This window comes from Geminocystis sp. M7585_C2015_104 (assembly GCA_015295805.1).
GTDB lineage: Bacteria > Cyanobacteriota > Cyanobacteriia > Cyanobacteriales > Cyanobacteriaceae > DVEF01.
This window is the reverse complement of the sequence record DVEF01000034.1, coordinates 1-23,113: the sequence shown is the minus strand read 5'-3', so window position 1 is coordinate 23,113 and position 23,113 is coordinate 1. Positions and strand designations below refer to the sequence as shown.

Below are 23,113 nucleotides of genomic sequence, written 5' to 3'. Positions count from 1 at the left end.
TGGTAAAATACTTTGCCATTCCCTTCCCTCTTATGACTCCCTTTCCACCTAACCACTCTTACAATTCCCCTTCTCCCCAGTTTTTTTTGGCACAGAAAGCCCCATTCTACACTAATCCCATTAAAACAAAAAAAAGAAAATAATGTCAAGGGACAGTGAGAAAAACTAACCGGATGAATCTTCCACAGACACCTCCACTGCCTCCACTTCTACTGTACCGGGAGGAGTTTGACGTACAAACTTGTCACCTTCTAGAAGTAGAGACTCGCCACAATTGGGACAGGAAAAAGTAGAACTTTTGAAGGCAAAAAAACGATAGTCGCAACTAGGACAATGCCCCTCTATTACATTCTTATTCACCCACCAGCGCAGGACAGCGAAAACCAACAGGGGAGAAACCAATAAAAGAAAAAAAAACAACAAAAGGGCATTAGCCAACCAGGGCACCCCCAAGACGCCAACTAAAAATAAAGAGACAAAAAGAGACAGCAAACAGCCAAAATTTAGACATCCGAGAGGAAAAAACAGAGACTTATAACCACGTTCCACGGGAGAGGATTATTTTAAACAACTGCCATTTTATTCTAATTTAAATCTATCACAAAAAAAGCCGAATAGCCAAGTCAATAAAGAATCTTAATACTTAGCAGCCGTAGGTAGGGGTGTGAGAATTGGAAAATCAACAAGAAAAAACATGGGGGGTGATTTTTGTCGGCGCAAAGAGTATCATTCATATGGACAGATTTTTGTTTTTTCGAGAAGAAGAAGCAATGTTAGAGCAACAGCCAATTCTGATAGAAGCGATAACAGCCAGGGAAATCCTAGATTCTAGAGGCACACCCACCGTGGAGGCAGAGGTAAGATTGGAAAGTGGGGCTGTAGGGATGGCTCAAGTGCCCAGTGGGGCGTCTAAGGGCACATTTGAAGCCCACGAGTTGAGAGACGAAGGCTCAAACCGCTACAATGGCAAAGGGGTATCCATAGCGGTGAGGAACATCAAAGAGAAAATCACCCCAGTGTTACTAAATGTTAACGCCCTAGACCAAATAGCAGTGGACAGGGCCATGATAGAAAGGGATGGTTCTCCCAACAAGAAGAATCTGGGAGCCAATGCGATCCTGGCGGTGTCCATTGCGACGGCCAAGGCGGTAGCGGCGGAGCTGCAAATCCCTCTGTATAGGTATCTTGGTGGGCCCTTAGCCAATGTGTTGCCGGTGCCTATGATGAATGTGCTGAATGGGGGGGTGCATGCTGCTAACAATGTAGACTTTCAGGAATTTATGATTATGCCCATTGGGGCGGAGAGTTTCTCAGAGGCTTTAAGATGGGGCGCCGAGGTGTTTGCTTCCCTTAAGAGGGTATTAAAGGAGAAGAATCTACTGGGGGGGGTAGGAGATGAGGGTGGATATGCCCCCAATTTGAATTCTAACGAAGAGGCTCTGGAATTGTTAATACAGGCCATAGAAGTTGCTGGATATCAACCTGGCAGACAGATAGCCCTAGCCATGGACATTGCCGCCTCGGAATTGTATAAAGACGGGAAATACGTGTATGAAGGTAGTGCTCACTCGGCAGAGGAATTCATTAACTACCTGGAAAAACTTGTAAGCAAGTACCCCATTGTGTCCATAGAAGACGGGCTGCATGAAGAGGATTGGGAGAATTGGAAAACCCTGACTCAAAGACTGGGCAACAAAATTCAACTGGTAGGGGATGACTTATTCGTCACCAACGCCAGCCGTTTATCCCAAGGTATTAAGATGGGAGTTGCCAATTCCATCCTCATCAAACTAAATCAAATAGGTACTGTAACAGAAACTTTACAAACCATTGACCTAGCCATTCGCAGGGGTTACACTACTGTAATAAGCCACCGGTCTGGGGAGACGGAAGATACCACCATTGCCGACCTGGCAGTGGCAACCCGTGCAGGGCAAATAAAAACTGGCTCCCTTTGTAGGAGTGAGAGGGTAGCCAAATACAATCGTCTTCTCAGAATAGAGGAGGAGTTGGGAGAAAGTGCGGTATATGCGCCAAAGGTCGGACTAGGACCTCGTTATTGCTGATATAATTGGGGGCTGAGGGGAATACTCGACATTCGCCCCCTTTTTGGGAAACGATGGGGTTCCAGGTATAATATCACCACAAGAGTCTGTCATTATAGGCCTTCTGCTAAATCTAACTCCTGGTACTCCCTCTGCAACAGGGACAAGAGGTGTTTATCGTTTTTTTCTTTGGCCACCTGAATCCGTCTCTCTAAGTTACAACGGATATTCTCCATATGAATCTGGTGAAGGGTAGAATTGGTAATAGAATCGGTAATGGGGGAGTGTACACCCGTTGACTGGCGACAATAAGAAACTCCTCGATAAACCAAATCCACTTTTGGTTGAGCTTGTATTACGTGTCTGGGGAGTTGATAATTCCAGTGACAGCCTCTGTATCTGCCAGCCTCAACCCCCCCTTCTCCCCACTCCAACACCCTTTTTAGGGGGGAATAAGCAAAACCACGGTATTTAGTGTCCATTATCCCCATTTTTCCCTCACTTTCATGCCTACAAGGGTTCTGTATTCTGTATCTATTTTTACATTTTTCCGGACCACTGTAAAGACGGGAAGGAAAATCCTTATAAAGACTTAATATTTCCCCTGTTATTATCACCAATGTAGTTATCGAGAGACTCGATAAGATAGTTCAATTCGGTTTCGGTGGTAATGCGAATTTTGTCATCTCTAACAGTAATCAAAACCTTGGCAGCAAAGGGAGAGGGATATATGTTGGGATTGCAAAAAACTTCCAGAAACACCTCGCCAGTGTATTGGTATTCCATGGGAGAAAACGATTTGGTAGGTATTTTCCCCTGGCTAACCTGTTTTAGGGTTTCTACCAAAAGGCCTATTTTGGCTTTTAGCTGTTGGGCAGCAGATAGGTTATAATTGAAGGAGATGCTACCCTGTGGCCAAATGAGGGTGAATTTGGTCATACAAAAAGACGCCTATATCCTAAATATTCCTCTCAATAGTAGCAGATGACCCCGTCTCAGTCACTGGTCTACGTCCCCAACCCCCTTAGGCCCCTACTATTTTTTCTGCCCATTGGCCAATGTCATGACAGTTTAAACGGTAACTGAGGGGATTGGCTATGAGATAGGCCGTACTTTCAAATAATACATCTATTTCCACTAGGCCGTTTTCCCTCAGGGTTTTACCAGTAGACACCAAATCCACAATCGCCGCCGACATCCCCGTTATAGGCCCTAATTCCACTGAACCATAAAGGGGTACAATCTCTACAGGTAGGTCTAAACTACGAAAATACTCCTTGGCACAGTTGACAAACTTGGATGCTACAATACTATGGGCTGGTAAGTCCAATGAACTTCTATAGGGGCTCGTAGCGGGTACAGCGACGGACATGCGACAGTAACCAAAACCTAGGTCGGCAAGATGGGCAACTTCTGCTTTTTTCTCCCTTAAAACGTCATAACCAACAATGCCCAAATGAGCCTGACCATATTCTACATAAACTGGTACATCTTGAGCCCTAACTAATATGGCTTTGGCCAACCCCCGGCAGTCGCATATCTGTAGCTGGCGATTCCCCTCTTCCAGGAATAAACTAAAATCCAATCCCGCCTTCTGACAAACTTGGATACTTTCCTCTAAGAGGGCTCCTTTTGGCAGTGCGATGGTTAACATAAAAAGTAGGTGGACAGTGGCTGGCGAACAATTAATTTAATTAATTTAATTGATTTAATCAAGTTTATTTAATTATCAGTTTTTGACGGGGATGTCAATGAAAATCTTGTTGGTGGAGGATGAGACTGAATTAGCCACAACCTTGGAAAGGATTTTACTGGGGGAAGGTTATTGGGTAAAAACCTGTGGGGATGGGAGGGATGCCTTAGGGATAATTAGGGGGGGAGGTTACGATTTGCTAATCCTGGATTGGATGTTGCCAGGCATTAGTGGATTGGAAATATGTAAACAGGTGCGTCAGTGTTTCTCTCCCCCCTTAGCTGATATTCCTATACTGTTTCTCACCGCCAAGGATACCCTGGATGACAGAGTTGTGGGTTTGGATGGAGGCGCGGATGATTACATAGTCAAACCCTTTGAGTTGAGGGAATTGCTTGCCAGAATTCGGGCTTTGCTGCGACGAGGAAAAAGCCGCCGGGAGGGCATTATAACTGCTGGTTTGGAAGTTGACTGGGAAAGCCATCTGGTTTATCGCAACGGCAGATTGAGCAAATTGTCGGACAAAGAAATACAGTTGCTACGGCTTTTTTATGAAAATCCTTATAAGCTCATTACTCAAGAATACATTTACAATCAACTTTGGGGGCAACAGTCTCCCCCTAGTAGCAATGTGGTGGCAGCCATGGTGAGGCTTCTGAGAAGAAAAATAGAATCTCCTGATGCCCCTCCTCTAATCCATACAGTTTATGGTAAAGGTTATTGGTTTGGACTGGAACAAAAATCTTCCCCACAGGCCTAACATTGTACCCCCTGCGGTAAAATAGAGCAACAGTAGTACTGAATAGGAGTGTAGGAGAAGTGTTAACCCTAAAAATTGTTGTCAACATAGTAGTGGCATTCTTTGTGTTGTTGTTTATTTTCGGTTTCCTATCCGGGGATCCGGCTCGCAATCCCGGACGCAAGGATCTAGAATAAAAGGTTAAGTAGAAGGGGGAACCCCGAAAATTGACAATAACAGTTTAAAAGGGCCCTGTTATTGGGCAAAACTTTTCTCTTCCAGCAGTTTTTCTGCATCCATCCCCAGGCGGATGGTGATGTCTGACTCGACGTCGCCGGTGGAGGAGAATTCCAGACTGCCAAAGGGTAGGAGTTTTTGTACTTGTCTTGCTGCCGATTCGTCTCCTTTTTGCACAATGATAAGGGTAGTGTCGGTGGGGAAGGGGGATTTACCCCCCAGCCGCACATGGGTGTAACCTTTTTCTCTTAGTATTTCTGCTAATCGCCTAGCCAATTCCGGGTTGGGAGTGCTATTCTGAATTACAATACTGATGCTGTCGGGAGAGGGGCTCTCTTCTCTCCCCTCAGTGTTACCATTAAAGTGCTCAGATATTATTTTTTGCAGGTCCGGTTCTGAGATGAGCCAATAACTGGTATTATACCGGTGTGAGGAACTGACTTTTCCGGGCAGGAGAATCATTCGGATGTTATCCCTGTCGACACCTAGGGCGAAATTGACTATACTCCATAATTGGGATTTGCTTAGGTCAGTGTCCACCTCTTCTTGTAGGGTTTGGATAATACTAGGCAAACGTAACAGAGTTTGAGGAGATCGCAATTTGGCCTCTAGGGCTTGTAATAGCAGCTGTTGTCTTTGGATTCTCCCAATGTCTGCCAACCAGTCATTGCGAAAACGAATAAACTGTTCGGCCTTTTCCCCGTCTAGTACCTGTTTCCCCTCTTTTAAATCAATATACAATCCCTGGGTGCGGTCCACATATTGCATATCCTTGGGTACATATACTTCAACCCCCCCCACTGCATCCACTAGTTTCCTCAATGCCTCGGTGCTTACCCTTACATAATGGTCAACTGTAACATTTTTGAAGTTTTTTTCTATTACTTTCTTCACCCAGGGGATACCACCCAGTGGATTGGCACTGTTAATTTTATCATAGTGTCCGTCCGGCATGCGCACTCGGCTATCCCTGGGAATAGATAGGACTACTATAGAATTAGTCTCAGGGTTTAAACGCACCAGTAGGAGCGTATCACTACGGCCGGAAAATTTCCCCTCCCCCGTAGCATTGGGCACACGGTCTATCCCCATTACCAGTATATTGATGGGTTTAGTGAGGGGTGGTGCCAACCAGGAGTAGGGGGTAAAGGTTTTGAGTTTTTCCAGTTTCTCGCCTATCAACTCTAAACTCACTGGGAGGGGGGTTTTGAGGGCAATAGTCATCCCCAAAATACTACTCAACAGGGCGGTGACGGTGAAACATGAACCCCATACAAATCCTTGCCAAAGAGGAGAGACACTTCTACTTTTCAATTTTGCCCCCTTTGCCGCCGGGGATGATCTTTTTTTCTTTGCTGCCAATTTATTCACAATTCTCCACCACACTAATACTGATAGAATATCATGGGGGGGAAAAATTAGTATGCCTCTTAGGAGGCTTATGGGGCAAAAAGGGCAATTCTCAAGCCAAACCAGCCAATTACTATATAGGCGATGGCCAGCATTAGACTAGAAATAGAGGTGCGTAAACCTTGTTGTAATGCCAAGCCCCTAGCGCGACTTTTCTCTTCCTCTTCTAGTTTTTTCAACTCTTTTTCTAATTGTGAACGGGCCTGTTGAAATTTACTTTTTAACTCTTCTGGCTTGTTAACCAGATTACTAATTTGTTTGAGTTGAGCTGTTTGTATTGTGAGCAATTGTAACTGTTCTGGAGCCAATTGTTGCCCTGTAGGGAGTCTTCCCCCGGCTTTTATTATTTCCTCTCTCTGTTGAATTTCCACTTTTAATTTTTGGGGGTTTTTGGAGATGGCTTCTAGTTGAGACACAAATCCTTCCAGTTGAGCCCTTTGTTGTTCACTTCGCTGTTGGATTTGGGTTATGATGTCACTACTAACGCGACTTATGTTATTATAATGGAGGGGTACTGTGAGCAAATAAACTAGACCCAATATACTAGCAATTATAAATACTATTAGCCGCGGTGCCCCACCGCCGGGTCTGGTGGGGTTTTCGCTGTCCTCCACCCACCACCCCACTAGTAAAAAACTGATGGCAATCAGGGGCACTATTCCCTGATCTACTAAACTGTTGGTAAGATTAATTTGCCAGTTTACGTCTTCCCATCTAGGGTTGCTGAATAGAAAAAAGTAGGTGGCCATAGAGGAAATCAATATAATCCCCCCCACTGACTTAAGGATAAGACTAAGAAAACCAGAAGTTATTCTCATATCACTATTGCTTTATTTGGCACTTTTATTGTTGGCCATCCCTTAACAATTGTCAATGCGCCTTTACTGGTAAATTGCTATAATCCCTCAATATCTGTCTAAAGGTGTCTCCATCAATTGTTTCTTTTTCTATTAACAAATCTACGATGTGGTCGATAACTGGTCTGTTCTCTCGGATAGTGTTTTTAGCCTTTTCATAGCATTGAAGTACAATTTCCCTTATTTTTTCATCAATTTTCTGAGCTATCTCCTGGGAGTACTCGGTGCGATTAAGGGGATCATTTCCCAAATAAATGGGATGTTCCTCCCCTTCTAAAGCTAAAACCCCTAACTGGGACATGCCAAATTTAGTAACCATTTGGCGGGCAAGATAAGTAACCTTTTCGATGTCATTGGCGGCACCAGTGGTAATCTCGTCAACGCCGAAAACCACCTCCTCGGCAGCCCTTCCCCCCAAAAGACCCGTAATACGAGCGTATAGCTGTTTTTTGGTCATCAAACCCTGTTCGTCTTCGGGGGTAAACCAGGTTAGGCCTTTGGCTTGTCCACGGGGGATGAGAGTAACTTTACCCACGGGCTCATGTCCTTCTGTTAGAGTAGCTACTATGGCGTGCCCCACCTCATGATAGGCAATAAGACGTTTACTTTTACCATCTACCAAGGGGGTGCCTTCCATCCCGGCGATGACTCTATCCATGGCTTCTTCAATTTCCACCATGGTGATGGCATCTTTTCTTTTCCTGGCAGTTAGGATAGCCGCTTCGTTGAGGAGATTGGCTAAATCTGCACCGGAAAAGCCCGGAGTGCGTTGTGCAATAGTCTTCAAACAGACATCAGGGGCCATTTTCTTAGTGGCGGCATGGACTTTGAGAATCTCCCAGCGTCCATGAAAATCAGGATAGTCCACCACCACCTGACGATCGAATCTACCGGGGCGTAAAAGGGCACTGTCCAACACATCTGGCCTATTAGTGGCGGCTATGACAATCACACCGGTATTGCCTTCAAAGCCATCCATTTCTGTCAATAACTGATTTAGGGTTTGTTCCCTTTCGTCATTGCCCCCACCAATGCCAATCCCTCTCTGTCTCCCTACTGCATCAATTTCATCAATAAACACGATACAGGGGGCATTTTCTTTGGCCTTGCGGAATAGGTCTCTTACCCTTGAAGCACCTACTCCTACAAACATTTCTACAAATTCAGAACCAGAAATGCTAAAAAATGGAACTTTAGCTTCACCGGCGATGGCTTTTGCCAGGAGGGTTTTACCGGTGCCGGGAGGGCCTACCAGTAAAACGCCGCGGGGGATTTTAGCGCCTATGGCAGTGAATTTCTCTGGGTTTTTCAGGAAAGCCACTATCTCCTGCAATTCCTCCTTAGCCTCGTCAATGCCGGCTACATCTTTGAAAGCCACTCCTGTAGAGGCTTGCATTTGGAATCTGGCACGAGATTTGCCAAAATTCATTGCCCCCGCCGCCGCATTGGCCGATCTTCTTATCAGGACAAATAGACCAATAATCAGAGACAACAATAATACAAACTGGAGGGTGTTGATGATGGCATCTCCATTGGCGGTATTGGCTTCTACTACTAAGTCTATTCCCTTTTCCCTTGTTTTTTGAACCAGTTCTGGATTATGGTAGAATATGTACACCTTTAACGGGGACTGTTGCCGGTTATTTCTCAGATACACCCTTGCTGTTCCTGTATTCTTTTCTATCACAATTCTATTTACCTGCCGTTTTTCCACTAGCTGAAGGAGTTGTCCATAGGTTAAAACACTCTCGCGTCTAGATTGTGCCAAGGCTACATTGCCCAGGGATATTCCCTCAAATACTAAAAAAAGACTGGTCAAAAGGTTTACAATGGTGTTTTTTTTTCTTTTCCTATTAGTTTTCATTGTCAGGTTGCCATTGTCGGTGTTCATTTTTTCATTCCCAAACAGTTAAAAATATTCCCTTCTAATTTCTAATTCTACTTCCTATTCCCTGGAGGATGCCCTTACCTATGAGTCCTATCCCTCTACCCAGCACCTCCGTTAACAAGTATACTAGCAGTTTTCCTAAAAAATCTCCAAAGGATTTCACTCCTCTGGAAAGACTATCTCTCAACTCGATCATTATGGTTACTAGCCAGGGTATTCCCTTTAATTCTTTCAACTCCCGGTGGCGGGGATGGTTAACAGTGTAGGTTTCTATTCCTTTTTCCGTCAATATCAACAGTTCATATTTATCTTCAAATATGTTTTTAGGATTTGACCAGTATTTTTCTTTTCTATACTCCCAAACCAAGTTATTCCGAAACATTGCCAATTTTCTGGACGATTTCCATTGCTTTTCCAACAGGACCTGTCTTACTTCTGGATTTTCCGCATATTCATTCAGAATAAATGCTCCTACACAGTTAGCTATGGTTATAATTAGGTTCGTCATTATTATTTCTGCTATTTCTCTGCTTTCCTCCTTCTCTTTCTCGTAAATTATGCCGTCTATAACCAAAGGTTTATCTAACACCTGATAGGCCAACAAATCTTCTACGAAGGGAATAGAATACAGTTTCTCCTCGTAGCTGCCTACCTCTGTTTCCTCCGGGTTTATAACGTCTATTTCCTCCGCCATGATTCCAGTTATATTCAGAAATTTTTTTAGGGAGCCCCACCAGATTCTTTTCAGGTAATACCTAGCTGATTTTTTCAGAACATCCTCCTCTATTTTAGCTTGTTTTAGTTCAAAAATCAAAAAATTCCATTCGTTTAAAATTGTGACCAAAAGTTGCTTCCGTTTTACAGGAGAAAAAGCGTCAATCTCCAGGATTTTGGCTGAGAAGTTGACGAGGGGATTGTTGTGGACATTTTCTAGAAAAGATTCGGGAAAAATTCTAATTCTTTCGATACTAGTTGTCTCCGGGGGATTTTCGGGAATTATTAGGGAGGGAGAGGGAGGAGAAGAATTGTTAGGATAGCTAAAATCGGCCACTTTTGCTGGGGGAGGGAGGAAACGAGAAAGTAAGAATCTAGCGACTTTTAGTTCTCTTCTCCTCCCCTGCCAATAAATCAAGTCGAAAAGGGAAAGTTTATGATTTTCCAGCAGACGGTTTATTTTCTCAATTTGGCCATCTATTTCCCTCAAACCCGCCTGCAATTGACTATTAAGCCAACCATCAATAGGCTTTACTTTACCGCCTTGATAAAATCCTCCTCTGCCGCATAAACGCACTACTTCAACCAGTTGTTCCAAGGGGATGTGTTTATAACAATAGCCCTTGACAATGGGGAGATAATTTAGTTTAAAGTCATATACCATGGTTTCTGGTATTGTGAGTAGGAGTAAATTAATTTCTGGGTAATCTTTGGAGATTTTTGGCAGTTCAGAAACGAATTTTCTGACCTTTTTTGGGTAAATTTCTAAGTCTAGACATACTAGCCACAAATCGACTTTATAACTTTCCAGTAAGGAGAAAATATCCTGGAGTTGGCCAGTAGCAACCAAATTAATGTCTAGGAATCCCCCCGTCTTTAAAGCCTCTCTCAATCCCAGGGAAAAAATGGGATCTTCGTCCAATAAAATTACACTTATGGGGGGCAACAAAGGGTTAGCAGACATTTATCAAATCCCCAACAGTCGTGAGCGGTGATACAATAATTTTTTAGCGTGAAAGATGAAAAAATAGTAAAAAAAAAAGAACAAATTGCTAGCAGTTGTGTTATAATGGGCAGGGTCGGTTCTGATGGGGATCAGCCATCAGACGCAAGGGGGAAAGTCTGGTGAAAATCCGGCGCTGTCCCGCAACTGTGATGCCAACCCCGAAGGGTTGCTCAGTCAGGATGCCCGCCGACAGTGTAAACCCTATCAAAGTTCATCTGCGAGGTACGGATGAAACAAGAACTTGTTATTAAATACTACAGGCTATCCACTCCCAAGAAAAGCCCTTCAGAAAAGCCCACGAAAAACATGGTAGCCACGGCCTGGTGGTAAGGATATAGAGGGAAATTGCTACCATCTACGGTGTCAGTACCCCAATTAAATGAAGCTAAGGGGTGAAAACGGTTTATTTGTCTGCTTATGATTTTAATGATAATCATTTTAATAGAGAGAGGAGAGCGTTTTTATGAGTATAGTGACGGCGACTGTGGGTTATCCCCGCATTGGGGCTAACAGGGAGTTGAAAAAGGCATTGGAGGCCTATTGGTCGGGCAAAATAAGTACAGAAGAGTTACTACAGGTTGAAAAACGGATTCAACATTACAACTGGCAACAGCAGCAGGATGCTGGGATTGAAAGGATTGGAGTAGGGGATAGCAGTCTGTATGATCCCGTTTTGGATTGGAGTGTCAGACTGGGGATTATACCCCCTCGTTTCCGTGCCCTTTCCGGGTTAGAACGTTATTTTGCCATGGCCAGAGGAAAAGAGGGAATCCCTGCCCTGGAAATGACTAAGTGGTTTGATACCAACTATCACTACCTGGTGCCGGAAATCAGCGATTATTCCCTCTTTCCGCCAGATTTTAGTGACTTTTTGGCCAAAATAACCTCCGCCAAAGAAAAGCTAGGAGAAAGGGCAACCCCTATTATATTGGGCCTATTGACATTCTTGCGTTTAAGTCGTATGGGGGTGGAATTGGAGAGGGTATTTAACGAACTTTCCCCCCGATATGTAGATTTGTTAAAACAATTGAAGGCTCTAGGCGTCTCTGAGGTACAAATACATGAGCCGGCGTTGGTGTTAGAGGATGCTAACCACTGGCGACAGTATTATGAAAAACTGTATGATGAGCTTGCCGCCGTGGGCATCCCTATACACCTGGTTACCTATTTTGACGATTTAGGGGGCGCCTACCCCTGGGTGGTGCAGTTGCCAGTGACTACCATCAGCCTAGATTTCACCCGGGGAAATAATCTAGAATTACTGTGTAGTTATGGATTCCCGGCAGATAAGCAATTGGGGGTGGGAATCGTAGACGCCCGTAATGTGTGGACTGTCCAACCCCAGGTGCTACTGGCTACCCTAAACCGTATCCAACAGGTGACATCCAACCTACGGATACATCCCTCTGCCTCTTTGCAATTCGTGCCCTATGATGTGACAAGAGAAAAACAACTACCAAAGCCTCTGGGACAGGTATTGAGTTTTGCAGTACAGAAGTTGACGGAGGTGAAACTCATAGCCAGGGGATTAGAGGAAGGGATTCTAGAAGAATTGTTGCAGCCTTGGGAGGAGAAGTGGCAGGAGTTTCGCGCCTTTAGTCCCGTTAATGAAAAAGTGCAAAAACGTCTAGAAAGCCTTACCCCCGAACAATTGGAGCGTCAACTGCCTTACGAGAAACGCAGAGAACTACAACCGAAACTACCTCCTTTTCCCACTACCACCATTGGCTCATTCCCGCAAACCAAAGAAATCAGGCAACTGCGGCTAAAATTAAAACGAGGGGAAATCAGTCAGGAGGAGTACCAAAAGGCCATCGATGCAGAGATTGCCAACTGTATTCGCCTCCAGGAGGAAATTGGCTTGGATGTGCTGGTGCACGGGGAGTTTGAACGGACAGACATGGTAGAATTCTTTGCTCAAAAGCTGGTTGGTTTTGCCTTTACTGAATATGGTTGGGTACAAAGCTATGGCAGTCGTTGCGTACGTCCTCCTATCATTTATGGGGATGTATCCCGGTTGGAGCCTATGACAGTACGAGAATTCAAAGTAGCTCAATCCCTCACTAAAAAACCAGTAAAGGGCATGTTAACAGGGCCGGTAACCATGGTCAACTGGTCATTCCCCCGTGCAGATATACCCCGGGCCCAACAGGCGATGCAGATTGCCTTGGCATTGAGGGATGAGGTGGCTGATTTAGAGGCGGCTGGGGCTTGTATGATTCAAATAGATGAACCAGCTTTGCGGGAGGGGTTGCCCTTGAAGAAGAGTCGTTGGGATGAGTATCTCCGCTGGGCGGTGGATGCCTTCCGTCTAGCCTCTGCTGGTGCTCGTCCTGAAACTCAGATTCACACACACATGTGCTATTCTCAATTTGGGGACATTATCGAACACATTGAGCGTCTGGATGCCGACGTACTTTCCATTGAAAATAGTCGGAGTAACAACGAAACCCTATTGCAAATTACAAGGGCGGGCTATCAAAAACAGGTGGGCAATGGGGTTTACGACGTTCACAGTCCAGCTATCCCCAGTGTAGACCAGATATTCCGTCAATTACAAGAGGGGATATCCCATTTACCGCCACAGCAGATTTGGGTTAATCCCGACTGTGGTTTAAAAACCAGAAGATGGGAAGAAGTAATACCCTCCCTCAAAAACATGGTAGCCGCCACCAATCGTCTCCGGGAAACTTTGGGAATGGGAGTAGGATAAAGGGGGTAGGATGTAAGGAGTGGGGTTTAGGGGGTTAGGGAATCCATTCCTATTCCCTTTTTTCCCCTGTCGTAGTAGAATGAAAATGGGGGCCTTCTGACTCTTTTGGGGCAATACCATGGGCACTGGTGATATTGACGAGTTTTTTGCCAGTATTGAAAAGGGTTTCCGAAAAGAAGACAAGCCGACGCCAACGGCAAAAGAGAATGTACTTTCCTCGGGCTTAGAAGGGGCGAAAAGGGAAATCGAGGCGGAATTTAAGCAGAAAAAGGATAAGAATTCTTTCCCATCGGCTAAAGACAATATCCCTACTGAAAATCTAGAAGGGGATGATTTGTTTTCCGATATAGAAAGGCAGTTTAAAGAGAAGAGTAAACAACAATACCACCCTTCAGACAGGAAGAATGTCTCCGCTGAAACCCAGAAGGATGATGATTTATTTTCCGACATAGAAAAACAATTTAAGGATAAAAACAAGCCTAAACCCCAGCCCAGTAGCCAAATTGATACTCAATCGCTTTTTGCTGATATTACCAGACAATTTGAACAAAAAAGAAGAACAGAATCTAACAAAAATACCCTGCAAGACGTAGAGGAAATCAGAAGACAAGAGGCGGAGAAAAGGAGGAAGGAAAAACAACTTATACAAAAGGCAGAGGAATTCTTGAAGAATTTAGATCCCTACTCAGATGAGGGCTTTTGGTTTGAACAATTTGCCCAATCCTATGAGTCTCGTTTACAGGCTGCTATGGAGTATTTACAAGCTATGGAGGGAGGGAAATAACACTTATACACAACCCAAGAAGTCCTTATTTACTATTTGATTAAACCAACGGTGGTATTCGTGACAAACTCCCATCAAGTCAGCCACTCCCTCTGGTTGAGCAACACCCTTAAATAGCAAACAGGAGTGCTGTTGTTTTTCCCTTTTCAAGTCACCGTCAATAAGGCTTATTGTTACCTTCTTTCCCTCCAATTGGTAGGCAAAATTTAGCAGTATTTTCTTCGGTCTTTGTCCTCTTATTTGCCACCTATCTTCTGGAAACTTTAAAACAGTCTGTCTTATGAAATTTCCCGCTACCCCCGACTTTCCCGGGATGGACACCAGCCTCCTAAATACCAGGAGAGTTGTTTGATTTCTGGGTTTGATATAGTTGAGGAAGAACTTGTCAATCACCGCTTCTATTTCTGGAGAAAATTGACTTATTTTCCCCGAAAAAGACACTTGTTTTTTTTCAAGAGTAATCCTGAGGTTCTGGAAGCAAAAAGTACTACAATTGGAACTAATAATGGTTTTTTGTAGTCGCCACCCCTGAGGGATTATAGGGGTAAAATTAAATAGAAATGATTGAACACTATCTATAGAAAAAACAACACTGATGTCTTGATAATCGTAAATGGTAAGGGGTTTTGGGGGATCAAAATTTAAGGGCAGAGGTATTCTCATATTTTGTTAAGTATTGTAAAGTAGAAAAGAGGAGATATTATATTCAATTTTAGGAGGGGATTATGGTTTTAGCAGTAGGCACCAAAGCGCCTAATTTCACTGCCAAGGATGAAGAGGGGAATACTGTTTCTCTGTCTGATTATACTGGTAAGGTAGTGGTATTATACTTTTACCCCAAAGACGATACCCCCGGTTGCACCAAAGAGGCTCAAAGTTTCCGAGACAAGTACGAAGAGTTCAAAAACAAGGATATAGTAGTTTTGGGGGTAAGCAGAGACGACGAAGCCTCTCATAAGAGGTTTAAGGAAAAATACGGTTTGCCCTTTAAACTACTGGCAGATACCGACGGCAGTATTACCAAAGCCTATGATGTGGATGGAGGTGGTTACGCCAAAAGGGTGACTTACATCATCAACCCTGAAGGCATTATCACCCATGTGGATGAAAAAGTTAAGGTAGACACCCACGCCCAAGACATCCTGGCTAACATAGGCAAGTAGTATAGACTAGTGAAAAAATGGGGGGTAGGTTTCCCCCCTTTTACGGCAGATAGCCTTATGGAGTTAATGGCAGGAGGTAAATTAGAATAAACAAGACAATCCAAACCACATCCACAAAATGCCAATACAATTCTGAGGCTTCTACCCCGAAGTGTCTGTCTTTAGAATAATGCCCTGGTGTTAGGGAGCGCCAGAGGGTGGCGAAAATAAACAATAAACCTGCAGTGACGTGTAAGCCGTGGAAGCCTGTCAATACGTAAAAACAACTGGCAAATAGATTGTCTGTCAAACCAAAACCGGCATGGGTGTACTCGTAACCTTGTCCTAAAAGGAATATAATCCCCATAATGGCGGTGAGGCTAAACCAGAATTGTAATCCCCTAACATCGTCCTTTTTGATGGCTCTTTGACCCTGGTGCATTACAAAACTACTACTGACAAGGATAAAGGTGTTAATGCTAGGGAGAAACAAGTCCAATTCAATGCCAAAAGGCCATTGGGGGATGGTGGCAAAGTATATTAAATAGGCACTAAAAAGCCCGAAAAAGATCATACCCTCCGCCACCAAAAACAATACTAACCCGAAAAGACGATGGTCCGGATGATGGTGGTGACGACTTTTACCCTCTCCCGGTAGGACAACTCTACTATCAATGGCTGTGGTGGTCATAGGTATTTATTTCTAGTATTACTTTCCAGATACATCAGCTAACATTTCCTCGACGGATTCGGCAGTGGCTTCAGACTGGTTGTCAACACCATAGTCGTATGGGCCACTCCATAAAATAGGCTCCTCTTCAAAATTCTCGATAAGAGGGGGAGAAGCCGTTTGCCATTCCAGAGTAAGGGCATTCCAGGGATTCCTTTCCGCTTTAGTGCCTTTGAGAAGGCTCCATACTACGTTGATGAGGAAGGGGATGGTGGAGACAGCCAGCAAATAGGCGCCGGCGGTGCTTAGCATGTTCAAAGGTTGAAATTGAGGGTCATACAAAGCGATACGCCTATTCATCCCCATTAGTCCTAATTGGTGCATGGGCATAAAGGTAATATTGAATCCCAGGAAGGTGAGGAGAAAGTGTAATCTCCCCAGAGTCTCGTTGTAGTTCTTGCCCGTCATTTTGGGAAACCAGTGATAGAAACCGGCAAACAAGGCTAAGGCTGAGCCCCCAAACAGCACATAATGGAAGTGTCCTACCACAAAATAGGTATCATGGACATGAATATCAAAGGGCACAGAAGCCAACATTACCCCCGTTAAACCACCAATTAGGAAGGATGAGATAAAGCCCATGGCGAATAACATGGGGGTGTTGAGGGAGATTTTGCCCCCCCACATGGTGGCACACCAGCTAAAAACTTTAATGCCAGTGGGCACGGCTACTAACATGGTAGTGGCCATGAAAAACATCCGTAACCAGCCAGGGGTGCCACTGGTAAACATATGGTGCGCCCAAACTATCAATCCCAAAAAGCTAATGGCCAAACTGGAATAGGCAATGGCACGATAGCCGAAGATGGGCTTGCGGGAGTGGACAGGAATTACCTCGGAGATTACCCCAAAAAAGGGCAAAATCATGATATATACCGCCGGGTGGGAGTAAAACCAGAACAAATGTTGGTACACTACAGGATCACCACCACCTGCGGGGTTGAAAAAGCTGGTGCCTGCAATTAGGTCAAAGGAAAGAAGGATCAAGGCAGAAGCCAATACAGGGGTAGAAAGGAGGATAAGGGCAGAAGTGGCCAACATGGCCCAGCAGAAAAGGGGCATACTATGTAGGTCCATCTCCTTCATCCGCATTTTGAGGATAGTGGTGGCAAAGTTAATAGCCCCTAGAATAGAAGAGGTGCCCAACAATAGGATACTGAGAATCCACATCTGTTGCCCCCACTTGCCCGTCATCAAACTGAGGGGGGGATAAGAAGTCCAACCCGCTTGGGGCGCACCCACCAGCAAACTAGCAATCAACAGGATGCCACCGGGGGGTAACAACCAAAAGGCCACCGCATTTAGACGAGGGAAAGCCATATCCTCTGCCCCAATCATCAAGGGGATCAGATAGTTGGCAAACGCCGCCCCCGCTGGCACAATCCACAGGAAAATCATGATAGTGCCATGGAGGGTGAACATCTGATTGTATAATTCTGGGGAGAGGAAATCCGGATTAGGGGTGGCCAATTCCGTGCGCATCGCCTCTGCAAAGGCACCCCCTACGAAGTAAAACAGGAAAGAGGTTACTAGGTACTGAATGCCAATTACCTTGTGGTCAGTGTTAAAGGTAAAGTAGTCTATCAGCCTTCTTTCCCTCTTTTCGTGCCTCTCTTGTAATAACTCTGTACTTAACATAATCCACTCTGATTTACAAAGAAATACAAATTATAGGGACTGGGGAGGAAGATGGGGAATTTGGGCCAGGGTATCCTGGGTGATGCCAAGATGTTGGAAGTGGGTCGAAGTGGGGGAGAAAACCATGGGGGGATTGTCTTGAGTTTGGGCAATAAGATTCCTCTCCACCCATGCCTGGTAGTCTTCTTCGCTTTCCACATAGAGGGTAGTTTTCATGCCTCCATGATATGCCCCACACAACTCAGCACAGATAATGGGATAATGGCCAATCTTGGTGGGTTTAAAGGACAATTCTGACTCTCTGCCGGGGATAACATCTTGTTTAAGTCTTAACTGGGGCACCCAGAAGGCATGGATTACATCCCCAGCCTTCATTTTTAGTCTTACCAGTTTATTGACAGGCACGTGTAATTCCCCCGAAATAATACCTGTATCGGGGTAAGTAAAAATCCAAGCATACTGAATGGCATTTACCTCCACCTCCAAGTCAGCCTTGCCACTGCCGATACCCAAGGCTAAATGTCCTCCATGGGGGTTAAAAGCAACTAAATGATGATGGTGGGCCTCTTCATGATTTCCCCCCTCTGCCATTTCCAGGCGACTGGCGGGCAAATCCTTGCTGGTGTCTACATCTAAACCGCCCAGACTGTTATACACTTCAAAGCTATACAAAGCCAAGATGAAGACAATAATAGTAGGAATGGCCGTCCAGAGTATTTCCAGAGGCACATTCCCCTCCACTGGCGGGCCATCGGTGCGGTCGTTTTTTTTCCTTCTAAATCGGACAATACAGTAAACTAGGGCTCCTTCCACTATTAAAAACAAGCCGGTGGCAATAGTCATCATGAAGTTAAACAATCCGTCTACTGCCTCAGCTTCTTCTGAGGCTGCCGCCGGCAGCAAGCCGTGGTGTTGCCCATACCAAAGACTAATTAGTGTTAGGAGAATTCCCGCCAGCAGGGTGATAATATTACTAGGTATATTCACTTGTTCTTTCCACCTCTTGCCACTGGTCTACAGTCTCATTTTTCTAGGATACGTCAACTTCCTGACGATGGCACACATTCCTTGGACTCTGTGTAAAGTTTTTTTAATCGCGATAAAGCAGAGCCACAGCATAGGCACAAATACCTTCTTCCCTGCCAATGGGGCCTAATTTCTCGTTGGTGGTAGCTTTAATGCTAATCCTGTTGGGCTCAATGTTCATCCTACTAGCCAGGGAGTGTACCATACTGGGGATATAGGGTTTAAGTTTAGGACGTTCAGCCACAACCACACTATCGATATTACCTACCTGCCAGCCCTCCTTTTTAACTACTTGGCACACTTGTGTTAACAAATCTAAACTATTAGCACCGGCCCATTTAGCCTCAGAGGGGGGAAAATAATGGCCAATATCTCCTAAACTGAGGGCTCCCAACAGGGCATCCATTATAGCATGAGTTAAGACATCAGCGTCACTATGTCCCAATAACCCCATATGGTGTGGTATTTCCACCCCCCCCAGAATTAATTTCCTCCCCTCCACCAGACGGTGTATATCGTATCCATTGCCTACTCTGATGTTTACCATAGTTTACCCCCTACAACAGCAAGCATCAGGTTGCATTATATCCCTGTTAGCCCGGTGGGGGAATATGATATATTGTGAAGGGTTGATTGGTGGTTGTCCGTGGCTAAACAAAAAATGAACATCATCGACTCGAAAGGACGTCTTTTTGGCAGAATTAACATTTTGGATTTAGGGGCAATTTTAGTAGTGGTGCTGACTTTGATAGGTATATTTGTAATACCTGGCCCCAGGGGCACCATCGCCCAAATGGTGGGGGGTGGCGGCGACAAAGTCGAAGTGGAGTTGCTGGTAAAAGGCTTAAGTGTTAGAAACGGCAAGCAGTTTATACAATCCCTAAAGGGCACTAATGTTAAAATCTTAGTAAGAAATGAACCAGCTGGCAGTTTAACCATCGACGAGGTAGAGGAATTACCTCGGTATGTGCTGGCACCACAACCCGATGGTAGTCTTAAACCCATGCCTGATCCTCGTCCTGTAGTAGATTTGAGTACGGACATGATAATGTATATGCATGGCAGAGGGGTGGTGACTGACGACGGTGTGGTGTTGGCTAATCAGAAGGTGAAAATTGGCACTGTGTTGGAATTGGACGGTAGTACCTACAACTTCCGGGGTAGTGTAATAGATGTGCATAAGGCCAGCTAAGCCATACCATCCATGAAGCCCAAGGGGTTGTTTTTCCTGTTTCTGAGTTTGTTATTCCTTTTTCCTTCTATTTCTCAGGCTAATTCCAGGATTGTTGCCTCTCGCCACACACCTCAAGACAAATGGGTAACAATCCAGAAGAGGGGAAAATTCATTGTGGGTGTTAAAGATAATCTCCCTCCCTTGGCTTTTCGAGATGGGGATGGGAATTTAACAGGTTTTGAGATTGACATCGCCCGTGGTCTGGCCCGAGAATTGTTAGGGGATGAAAATGCCATTTCCTTTGTGCCCCTTTTTAACCAACAACGTCTTTTAGCCGTCATTAACCATCAGGTAGACTTTGTCATTGCCTCTGTAACCCTTAACCCTTCCCGCCAACGGGTGGTAGACTTTAGTGACTACTACTATCTCAGTGCCACTGGCATTGTTGTTAAAGCCAATTCTCCTTTTTCTTCCTTTTCCCCTCCCACACTCATTGCCGTTTTATACTATTCTCGCTCCATTGCTGACATTCAGTATCATCTCCCACAGGCTAAATTGAGGGGGGTTACCAGTTACCAAGAGGCCTTAGAATTGATGGAAAGAGGAGAAATAGAGGCATTTGCTGGGGATGTTACTGTTTTGACTGGCTGGATACGGGAAAACCCAAACTATAGGCTTCTGCCTACCATTTTTGGTAGTTATCCCCTAGCCATTGTATTCCCAAAAGGGAGAGAAAATCAACATCTTCAGGACAAAATAAATCAAGTCATCCGCCGGTGGAAAAGGGAAGGCTGGTTGAAGGAAAGGGCACGATTTTGGGGTCTACCCACTGGTGTGCTATACTAACAGACTGCCCCTATCATGAGAACCACCCCTTAGTTAAACCTTCCCTCAATGCTATACATTCCCACTAATAAACACTCCCCCTACGCCCACCACTTGTTTTTATTCCTCCAAAAAGGATAAGACAAGGTTTCCCGTTGCAATTCCCAGCCAATGCCCCACTTAGCAGATTAAATTTATACGATTCAGTTTTCAATGGGCATCTTCAATTTATCCCGGGAGTAAATAGTAGTTTTTAATGCCGTTTTAAATAAAAAGACGAAAACAGGAAGCCACCTGAAATGTTTCATATTTAATAAGACTCAAGTTTGAGACTCAAGCCAAGGGTAGGCCAAAAAGAAAGAAAGAAAGAGTGAGTTCAAGGGATCAATCTGCCGATTTTTCCTCGGAGAAACCTTTTTTAGTCTATTTTTGGGTATTTTTTCAGTTTACAGCCCACTGTTAAAGACAAATATATCACTCCCCTTGGACATGAACAGCCACTTTTCTATTATAAGAGCGACTGCGATGCTCCCAAACATAAATACCTTGCCATGTACCCAATAATAAACGGCCCTGACGCACTATCAAATTCTCTGAAGTATTAGTCAATACAGAGCGGATATGACTTGGCATATCGTCCTTTCCTTCGGCACTATGGAGATAGTGAGCCTCTTCAGGCACTAGTTTTTGGAAAAAGTTACTCAAGTCCGCCAATACATCTGGGTCGGCATTTTCTTGGATAATTAAACTAGCACTGGTGTGGAGGATAAAAACTGTGCACAAGCCGGTTTGAATGCCGGAGTTGGCAATGACTTTATCTACTAGATGGGTGATGTTATGAAGACACTTGCCTCGGGTGGGAACTTGGATAATTTCCTGGTAAAATTTCATACCCATAAGTTTCATCCTCTGTGGGGATAGTAGTAGTAATAATAACAGTCTATCCCCATACAACTACATCTGCGACTGTAGATAGTTGGCCAAGCCGATTTTTTCAATCAAACCCAATTGTTGTTCCAACCAGTAGATATGGTCTTCTTCAGTGTCTGCTAGAATCTTCAATAGGATTTCTCTAGTCTCATAATCCTGTTCTTTCTCACAGACAGAGATGGCCTCTTTTAGTTCTGCCATAACCTTATATTCCAATTCTAGGTCATTGCGCAACACTTCTGGAACATTTTGACCAATCTTTATAACGTCTGGTGAGGATAAGTCTGGGGTGGCTTCAAGAAACAAGATTCTTTCGATAAGCCAGGTGGCGTGTTGGGTTTCCTCCTCCATTTCATGATGTGTTCTTTCATATAGTTTATGTAATCCCCAGTTTTGATACATGCGGGAGTGGATAAAATATTGATCCCTGGAAGCCAATTCACTGCGTAGTATTTTCTGTAGTTGTTGAATAACTGTGTCTTTCCCCTTCATGGTAGGTCCCCCTACATCATAGACTGTAGATAGTTTTCCAAACCGGAATTAGCAATCAACCACTGTTGAGACTCCAACCAGTCAATTTCCTCTTCTGTCTCCTCCAACAATTCCGCCAGCAAATCCCTACTTACATAGTCTCTTTGGGATTCACAAAGGCTAATAACACTGCGGAGATTGTTAGCCATTTCCCCAGTCATGGTTAAATCATTAGCAATGATTTCTGGCACGTTTTCACCAATCAGTAATTTCCCAAGGTTTTGTAAATTAGGTAATCCCTCCAAAAAGAGGATTCTTTCAATGACTTTATCCGCCTGTTTCATCAACTTAATGGAGTAACGATACTCATACTCGTTTAGTTTATGTAACCCCCAGTTTTTACACATTCTGGCATGGAGGAAAAACTGGTTGATTGCCGTCAATATTAGCTTCAAAACGTTATTTAACTGCTGTTTTACCTCTTGATTCCCTTCCATAGCCTTATTTTCTGTCTGTTGTAGACCATTATAGCCCCATCTGATTTTTTTCTCAAGCTAAATGCTAATATTTAGCACTTATGTGGTAGAATAAAACCGGAGTGTGGAACAAGGGAGGCCTATGTACGTTTGCCTTTGCTACCAAGTTACGGATAGGGACATTTATAAGGCAGTAGAAGAGGGTGTCAACTCCCTAGAACAATTGGCGGAAAAAATGTCTGTATCTAGATGTTGTGGCTGTTGTGCCGAGTATGCAGAAGTGCTGATAGCAGAGGCAAATAGAGGTCGTCGTGAGAATAAATCTGAATTTTGCAGCCAAGCCAGATGAGAATTAACTTCATTTAACCCGAGACAGAAAAAAACGTGGGCTTTACAGCCCAGAGTTGAACCGCCACGCCGTTTTGCCTCAGTTTTTGACCTCAGAACACCAGGTGGGCGCCAACTGTCCTGCTTTCGTTTCCGGGTAGCCAAAGCCCGGCCTACTGCCACAAGACTCCCGTCGGCTCCCTAATACGTCGACTATAGATCAACAAACATATTTGGCAGTCACCAACGTGGCAGTCCTGGATATATATTAACAACTTCTCTGGCTCC

General features: G+C 44.4%; 25 protein-coding genes, 1 other RNA gene and 1 riboswitch. Of the genes, 9 read left to right on the top strand and 17 right to left on the bottom strand.

Annotation, left to right across the window (positions count from 1 at the left end; translation table 11 throughout):
* Positions 1–165: 165 nt before the first annotated feature.
* Positions 166–438 (bottom strand): hypothetical protein, encoded by a 273-nt coding sequence (locus tag IGQ44_03705; GenBank protein HIK37078.1) that lies wholly within the window; start codon positions 436–438, stop codon positions 166–168.
* Between the two features lie 332 nt (positions 439–770).
* On the opposite strand from IGQ44_03705, the gene eno reads away from it, so the two are divergent.
* Positions 771–2,066: a phosphopyruvate hydratase gene (gene eno / locus IGQ44_03700; GenBank protein ID HIK37077.1), complete on the top strand. Its 1,296-nt coding sequence runs from the start codon at positions 771–773 to the stop codon at positions 2,064–2,066.
* Positions 2,067–2,158: 92 nt separating this feature from the next.
* On the opposite strand, the gene IGQ44_03695 is transcribed toward eno, so the two are convergent.
* From IGQ44_03695 to IGQ44_03685, 3 genes are all read right to left on the bottom strand, one after another.
* The gene (locus tag IGQ44_03695) at positions 2,159–2,527 is read right to left on the bottom strand and encodes a DUF4278 domain-containing protein (protein ID HIK37076.1); all 369 of its coding nucleotides are present in this window, start codon (positions 2,525–2,527) and stop codon (positions 2,159–2,161) included.
* A gap of 100 nt (positions 2,528–2,627) precedes the next feature.
* Positions 2,628–2,984 carry a hypothetical protein gene (locus IGQ44_03690; GenBank protein ID HIK37075.1) on the bottom strand — a complete coding sequence of 119 codons (357 nt, stop codon included), beginning with the start codon at positions 2,982–2,984 and terminating at the stop codon, positions 2,628–2,630.
* A gap of 85 nt (positions 2,985–3,069) precedes the next feature.
* A complete protein-coding gene (locus tag IGQ44_03685; protein ID HIK37074.1) occupies positions 3,070–3,699 on the bottom strand; it encodes an ATP phosphoribosyltransferase in 630 nt (209 codons plus the stop codon).
* Between the two features lie 97 nt (positions 3,700–3,796).
* Here IGQ44_03685 and IGQ44_03680 point away from each other — a divergent pair, with 97 nt between their 5' ends.
* Both IGQ44_03680 and IGQ44_03675 read left to right on the top strand, forming a co-directional pair.
* Positions 3,797–4,498, top strand: a complete 702-nt coding sequence (locus IGQ44_03680; GenBank protein HIK37073.1) for a response regulator transcription factor — start codon at positions 3,797–3,799, stop codon at positions 4,496–4,498.
* A gap of 59 nt (positions 4,499–4,557) precedes the next feature.
* A complete protein-coding gene (locus IGQ44_03675; GenBank protein HIK37072.1) occupies positions 4,558–4,674 on the top strand; it encodes a photosystem II reaction center protein I in 117 nt (38 codons plus the stop codon).
* A gap of 58 nt (positions 4,675–4,732) precedes the next feature.
* Here the strand turns inward: IGQ44_03675 and IGQ44_03670 are convergent, their stop codons facing one another.
* The 4 genes from IGQ44_03670 to IGQ44_03655 form a co-directional block, all read right to left on the bottom strand.
* A complete protein-coding gene (locus IGQ44_03670) occupies positions 4,733–5,938 on the bottom strand; it encodes an LCP family protein (GenBank protein ID HIK37071.1) in 1,206 nt (401 codons plus the stop codon).
* Between the two features lie 215 nt (positions 5,939–6,153).
* Complete coding sequence (locus tag IGQ44_03665) at positions 6,154–6,942, bottom strand: hypothetical protein (GenBank protein HIK37070.1); 789 nt, start codon at positions 6,940–6,942, stop codon at positions 6,154–6,156.
* A gap of 52 nt (positions 6,943–6,994) precedes the next feature.
* Complete coding sequence (gene ftsH / locus IGQ44_03660) at positions 6,995–8,845, bottom strand: ATP-dependent zinc metalloprotease FtsH (protein HIK37069.1); 1,851 nt, start codon at positions 8,843–8,845, stop codon at positions 6,995–6,997.
* Positions 8,846–8,906: 61 nt separating this feature from the next.
* Positions 8,907–10,547 (bottom strand): DUF3685 domain-containing protein, encoded by a 1,641-nt coding sequence (locus tag IGQ44_03655; protein ID HIK37068.1) that lies wholly within the window; start codon positions 10,545–10,547, stop codon positions 8,907–8,909.
* A 99-nt stretch (positions 10,548–10,646) separates the two neighbouring features.
* A riboswitch (cobalamin riboswitch) is annotated at positions 10,647–10,795 on the top strand.
* 257 nt (positions 10,796–11,052) lie between these two features.
* Between IGQ44_03655 and metE the strand changes: the two genes are divergently transcribed.
* Positions 11,053–13,302: a 5-methyltetrahydropteroyltriglutamate--homocysteine S-methyltransferase gene (gene metE / locus IGQ44_03650; GenBank protein ID HIK37067.1), complete on the top strand. Its 2,250-nt coding sequence runs from the start codon at positions 11,053–11,055 to the stop codon at positions 13,300–13,302.
* 118 nt (positions 13,303–13,420) lie between these two features.
* Positions 13,421–14,086: a hypothetical protein gene (locus tag IGQ44_03645; GenBank protein ID HIK37066.1), complete on the top strand. Its 666-nt coding sequence runs from the start codon at positions 13,421–13,423 to the stop codon at positions 14,084–14,086.
* A gap of 3 nt (positions 14,087–14,089) precedes the next feature.
* Here IGQ44_03645 and IGQ44_03640 read toward each other — a convergent pair whose 3' ends face one another.
* On the bottom strand, positions 14,090–14,749 hold the full coding sequence (locus IGQ44_03640; protein HIK37065.1) for a hypothetical protein: 660 nt from the start codon (positions 14,747–14,749) through the stop codon (positions 14,090–14,092).
* 62 nt (positions 14,750–14,811) lie between these two features.
* Between IGQ44_03640 and IGQ44_03635 the strand changes: the two genes are divergently transcribed.
* The gene (locus IGQ44_03635; GenBank protein HIK37064.1) at positions 14,812–15,249 is read left to right on the top strand and encodes a peroxiredoxin; all 438 of its coding nucleotides are present in this window, start codon (positions 14,812–14,814) and stop codon (positions 15,247–15,249) included.
* Positions 15,250–15,304: 55 nt separating this feature from the next.
* Here the strand turns inward: IGQ44_03635 and IGQ44_03630 are convergent, their stop codons facing one another.
* The 4 genes from IGQ44_03630 to IGQ44_03615 form a co-directional block, all read right to left on the bottom strand.
* Complete coding sequence (locus tag IGQ44_03630; GenBank protein HIK37063.1) at positions 15,305–15,919, bottom strand: heme-copper oxidase subunit III; 615 nt, start codon at positions 15,917–15,919, stop codon at positions 15,305–15,307.
* Positions 15,920–15,937: 18 nt separating this feature from the next.
* Positions 15,938–17,596 carry a cytochrome c oxidase subunit I gene (ctaD, locus tag IGQ44_03625; protein ID HIK37062.1) on the bottom strand — a complete coding sequence of 553 codons (1,659 nt, stop codon included), beginning with the start codon at positions 17,594–17,596 and terminating at the stop codon, positions 15,938–15,940.
* Between the two features lie 30 nt (positions 17,597–17,626).
* The gene (locus IGQ44_03620; protein HIK37061.1) at positions 17,627–18,583 is read right to left on the bottom strand and encodes a cytochrome c oxidase subunit II; all 957 of its coding nucleotides are present in this window, start codon (positions 18,581–18,583) and stop codon (positions 17,627–17,629) included.
* A 103-nt stretch (positions 18,584–18,686) separates the two neighbouring features.
* Complete coding sequence (locus IGQ44_03615; protein ID HIK37060.1) at positions 18,687–19,169, bottom strand: 2-C-methyl-D-erythritol 2,4-cyclodiphosphate synthase; 483 nt, start codon at positions 19,167–19,169, stop codon at positions 18,687–18,689.
* Positions 19,170–19,283: 114 nt separating this feature from the next.
* Here IGQ44_03615 and IGQ44_03610 point away from each other — a divergent pair, with 114 nt between their 5' ends.
* Both IGQ44_03610 and IGQ44_03605 read left to right on the top strand, forming a co-directional pair.
* The gene (locus IGQ44_03610) at positions 19,284–19,814 is read left to right on the top strand and encodes a DUF4330 domain-containing protein (protein HIK37059.1); all 531 of its coding nucleotides are present in this window, start codon (positions 19,284–19,286) and stop codon (positions 19,812–19,814) included.
* A gap of 12 nt (positions 19,815–19,826) precedes the next feature.
* Positions 19,827–20,642 carry a transporter substrate-binding domain-containing protein gene (locus IGQ44_03605; GenBank protein HIK37058.1) on the top strand — a complete coding sequence of 272 codons (816 nt, stop codon included), beginning with the start codon at positions 19,827–19,829 and terminating at the stop codon, positions 20,640–20,642.
* 453 nt (positions 20,643–21,095) lie between these two features.
* Here the strand turns inward: IGQ44_03605 and IGQ44_03600 are convergent, their stop codons facing one another.
* From IGQ44_03600 to bfr (IGQ44_03590), 3 genes are all read right to left on the bottom strand, one after another.
* Positions 21,096–21,512: a YjbQ family protein gene (locus IGQ44_03600; GenBank protein ID HIK37057.1), complete on the bottom strand. Its 417-nt coding sequence runs from the start codon at positions 21,510–21,512 to the stop codon at positions 21,096–21,098.
* 63 nt (positions 21,513–21,575) lie between these two features.
* Complete coding sequence (gene bfr / locus IGQ44_03595) at positions 21,576–22,043, bottom strand: bacterioferritin (GenBank protein ID HIK37056.1); 468 nt, start codon at positions 22,041–22,043, stop codon at positions 21,576–21,578.
* A gap of 11 nt (positions 22,044–22,054) precedes the next feature.
* Entirely contained in the window at positions 22,055–22,519 is a 465-nt protein-coding gene (gene bfr / locus IGQ44_03590; protein HIK37055.1) for a bacterioferritin, read from the bottom strand.
* A 121-nt stretch (positions 22,520–22,640) separates the two neighbouring features.
* Between bfr (IGQ44_03590) and IGQ44_03585 the strand changes: the two genes are divergently transcribed.
* The gene (locus IGQ44_03585; protein ID HIK37054.1) at positions 22,641–22,847 is read left to right on the top strand and encodes a (2Fe-2S)-binding protein; all 207 of its coding nucleotides are present in this window, start codon (positions 22,641–22,643) and stop codon (positions 22,845–22,847) included.
* Positions 22,848–22,900: 53 nt separating this feature from the next.
* On the opposite strand, the gene ssrS is transcribed toward IGQ44_03585, so the two are convergent.
* Positions 22,901–23,086, bottom strand: a non-coding RNA gene (ssrS, locus tag IGQ44_03580) — 6S RNA.
* Between the last annotated feature and the right edge of the window lie 27 nt (positions 23,087–23,113).

What these genes read in the sequence shown, in the direction of transcription:
- eno (HIK37077.1), top strand. Translation starts at nt 771, where the DNA reads ATGTTAGAGCAACAGCCAATTCTGATAGAAGCGATAACAGCCAGGGAA.
- IGQ44_03695 (HIK37076.1), bottom strand. Translation starts at nt 2,527, where the DNA reads ATGGACACTAAATACCGTGGTTTTGCTTATTCCCCCCTAAAAAGGGTG.
- IGQ44_03690 (HIK37075.1), bottom strand. Translation starts at nt 2,984, where the DNA reads ATGACCAAATTCACCCTCATTTGGCCACAGGGTAGCATCTCCTTCAAT.
- IGQ44_03685 (HIK37074.1), bottom strand. Translation starts at nt 3,699, where the DNA reads ATGTTAACCATCGCACTGCCAAAAGGAGCCCTCTTAGAGGAAAGTATC.
- IGQ44_03680 (HIK37073.1), top strand. Translation starts at nt 3,797, where the DNA reads ATGAAAATCTTGTTGGTGGAGGATGAGACTGAATTAGCCACAACCTTG.
- IGQ44_03670 (HIK37071.1), bottom strand. Translation starts at nt 5,938, where the DNA reads ATGACTATTGCCCTCAAAACCCCCCTCCCAGTGAGTTTAGAGTTGATA.
- IGQ44_03665 (HIK37070.1), bottom strand. Translation starts at nt 6,942, where the DNA reads ATGAGAATAACTTCTGGTTTTCTTAGTCTTATCCTTAAGTCAGTGGGG.
- ftsH (HIK37069.1), bottom strand. Translation starts at nt 8,845, where the DNA reads ATGAAAACTAATAGGAAAAGAAAAAAAAACACCATTGTAAACCTTTTG.
- IGQ44_03655 (HIK37068.1), bottom strand. Translation starts at nt 10,547, where the DNA reads ATGTCTGCTAACCCTTTGTTGCCCCCCATAAGTGTAATTTTATTGGAC.
- metE (HIK37067.1), top strand. Translation starts at nt 11,053, where the DNA reads ATGAGTATAGTGACGGCGACTGTGGGTTATCCCCGCATTGGGGCTAAC.
- IGQ44_03645 (HIK37066.1), top strand. Translation starts at nt 13,421, where the DNA reads ATGGGCACTGGTGATATTGACGAGTTTTTTGCCAGTATTGAAAAGGGT.
- IGQ44_03640 (HIK37065.1), bottom strand. Translation starts at nt 14,749, where the DNA reads ATGAGAATACCTCTGCCCTTAAATTTTGATCCCCCAAAACCCCTTACC.
- IGQ44_03635 (HIK37064.1), top strand. Translation starts at nt 14,812, where the DNA reads ATGGTTTTAGCAGTAGGCACCAAAGCGCCTAATTTCACTGCCAAGGAT.
- IGQ44_03630 (HIK37063.1), bottom strand. Translation starts at nt 15,919, where the DNA reads ATGACCACCACAGCCATTGATAGTAGAGTTGTCCTACCGGGAGAGGGT.
- ctaD (HIK37062.1), bottom strand. Translation starts at nt 17,596, where the DNA reads ATGTTAAGTACAGAGTTATTACAAGAGAGGCACGAAAAGAGGGAAAGA.
- IGQ44_03615 (HIK37060.1), bottom strand. Translation starts at nt 19,169, where the DNA reads ATGGTAAACATCAGAGTAGGCAATGGATACGATATACACCGTCTGGTG.
- IGQ44_03610 (HIK37059.1), top strand. Translation starts at nt 19,284, where the DNA reads ATGAACATCATCGACTCGAAAGGACGTCTTTTTGGCAGAATTAACATT.
- IGQ44_03605 (HIK37058.1), top strand. Translation starts at nt 19,827, where the DNA reads ATGAAGCCCAAGGGGTTGTTTTTCCTGTTTCTGAGTTTGTTATTCCTT.
- IGQ44_03600 (HIK37057.1), bottom strand. Translation starts at nt 21,512, where the DNA reads ATGAAATTTTACCAGGAAATTATCCAAGTTCCCACCCGAGGCAAGTGT.
- bfr (HIK37056.1), bottom strand. Translation starts at nt 22,043, where the DNA reads ATGAAGGGGAAAGACACAGTTATTCAACAACTACAGAAAATACTACGC.
- bfr (HIK37055.1), bottom strand. Translation starts at nt 22,519, where the DNA reads ATGGAAGGGAATCAAGAGGTAAAACAGCAGTTAAATAACGTTTTGAAG.
- IGQ44_03585 (HIK37054.1), top strand. Translation starts at nt 22,641, where the DNA reads ATGTACGTTTGCCTTTGCTACCAAGTTACGGATAGGGACATTTATAAG.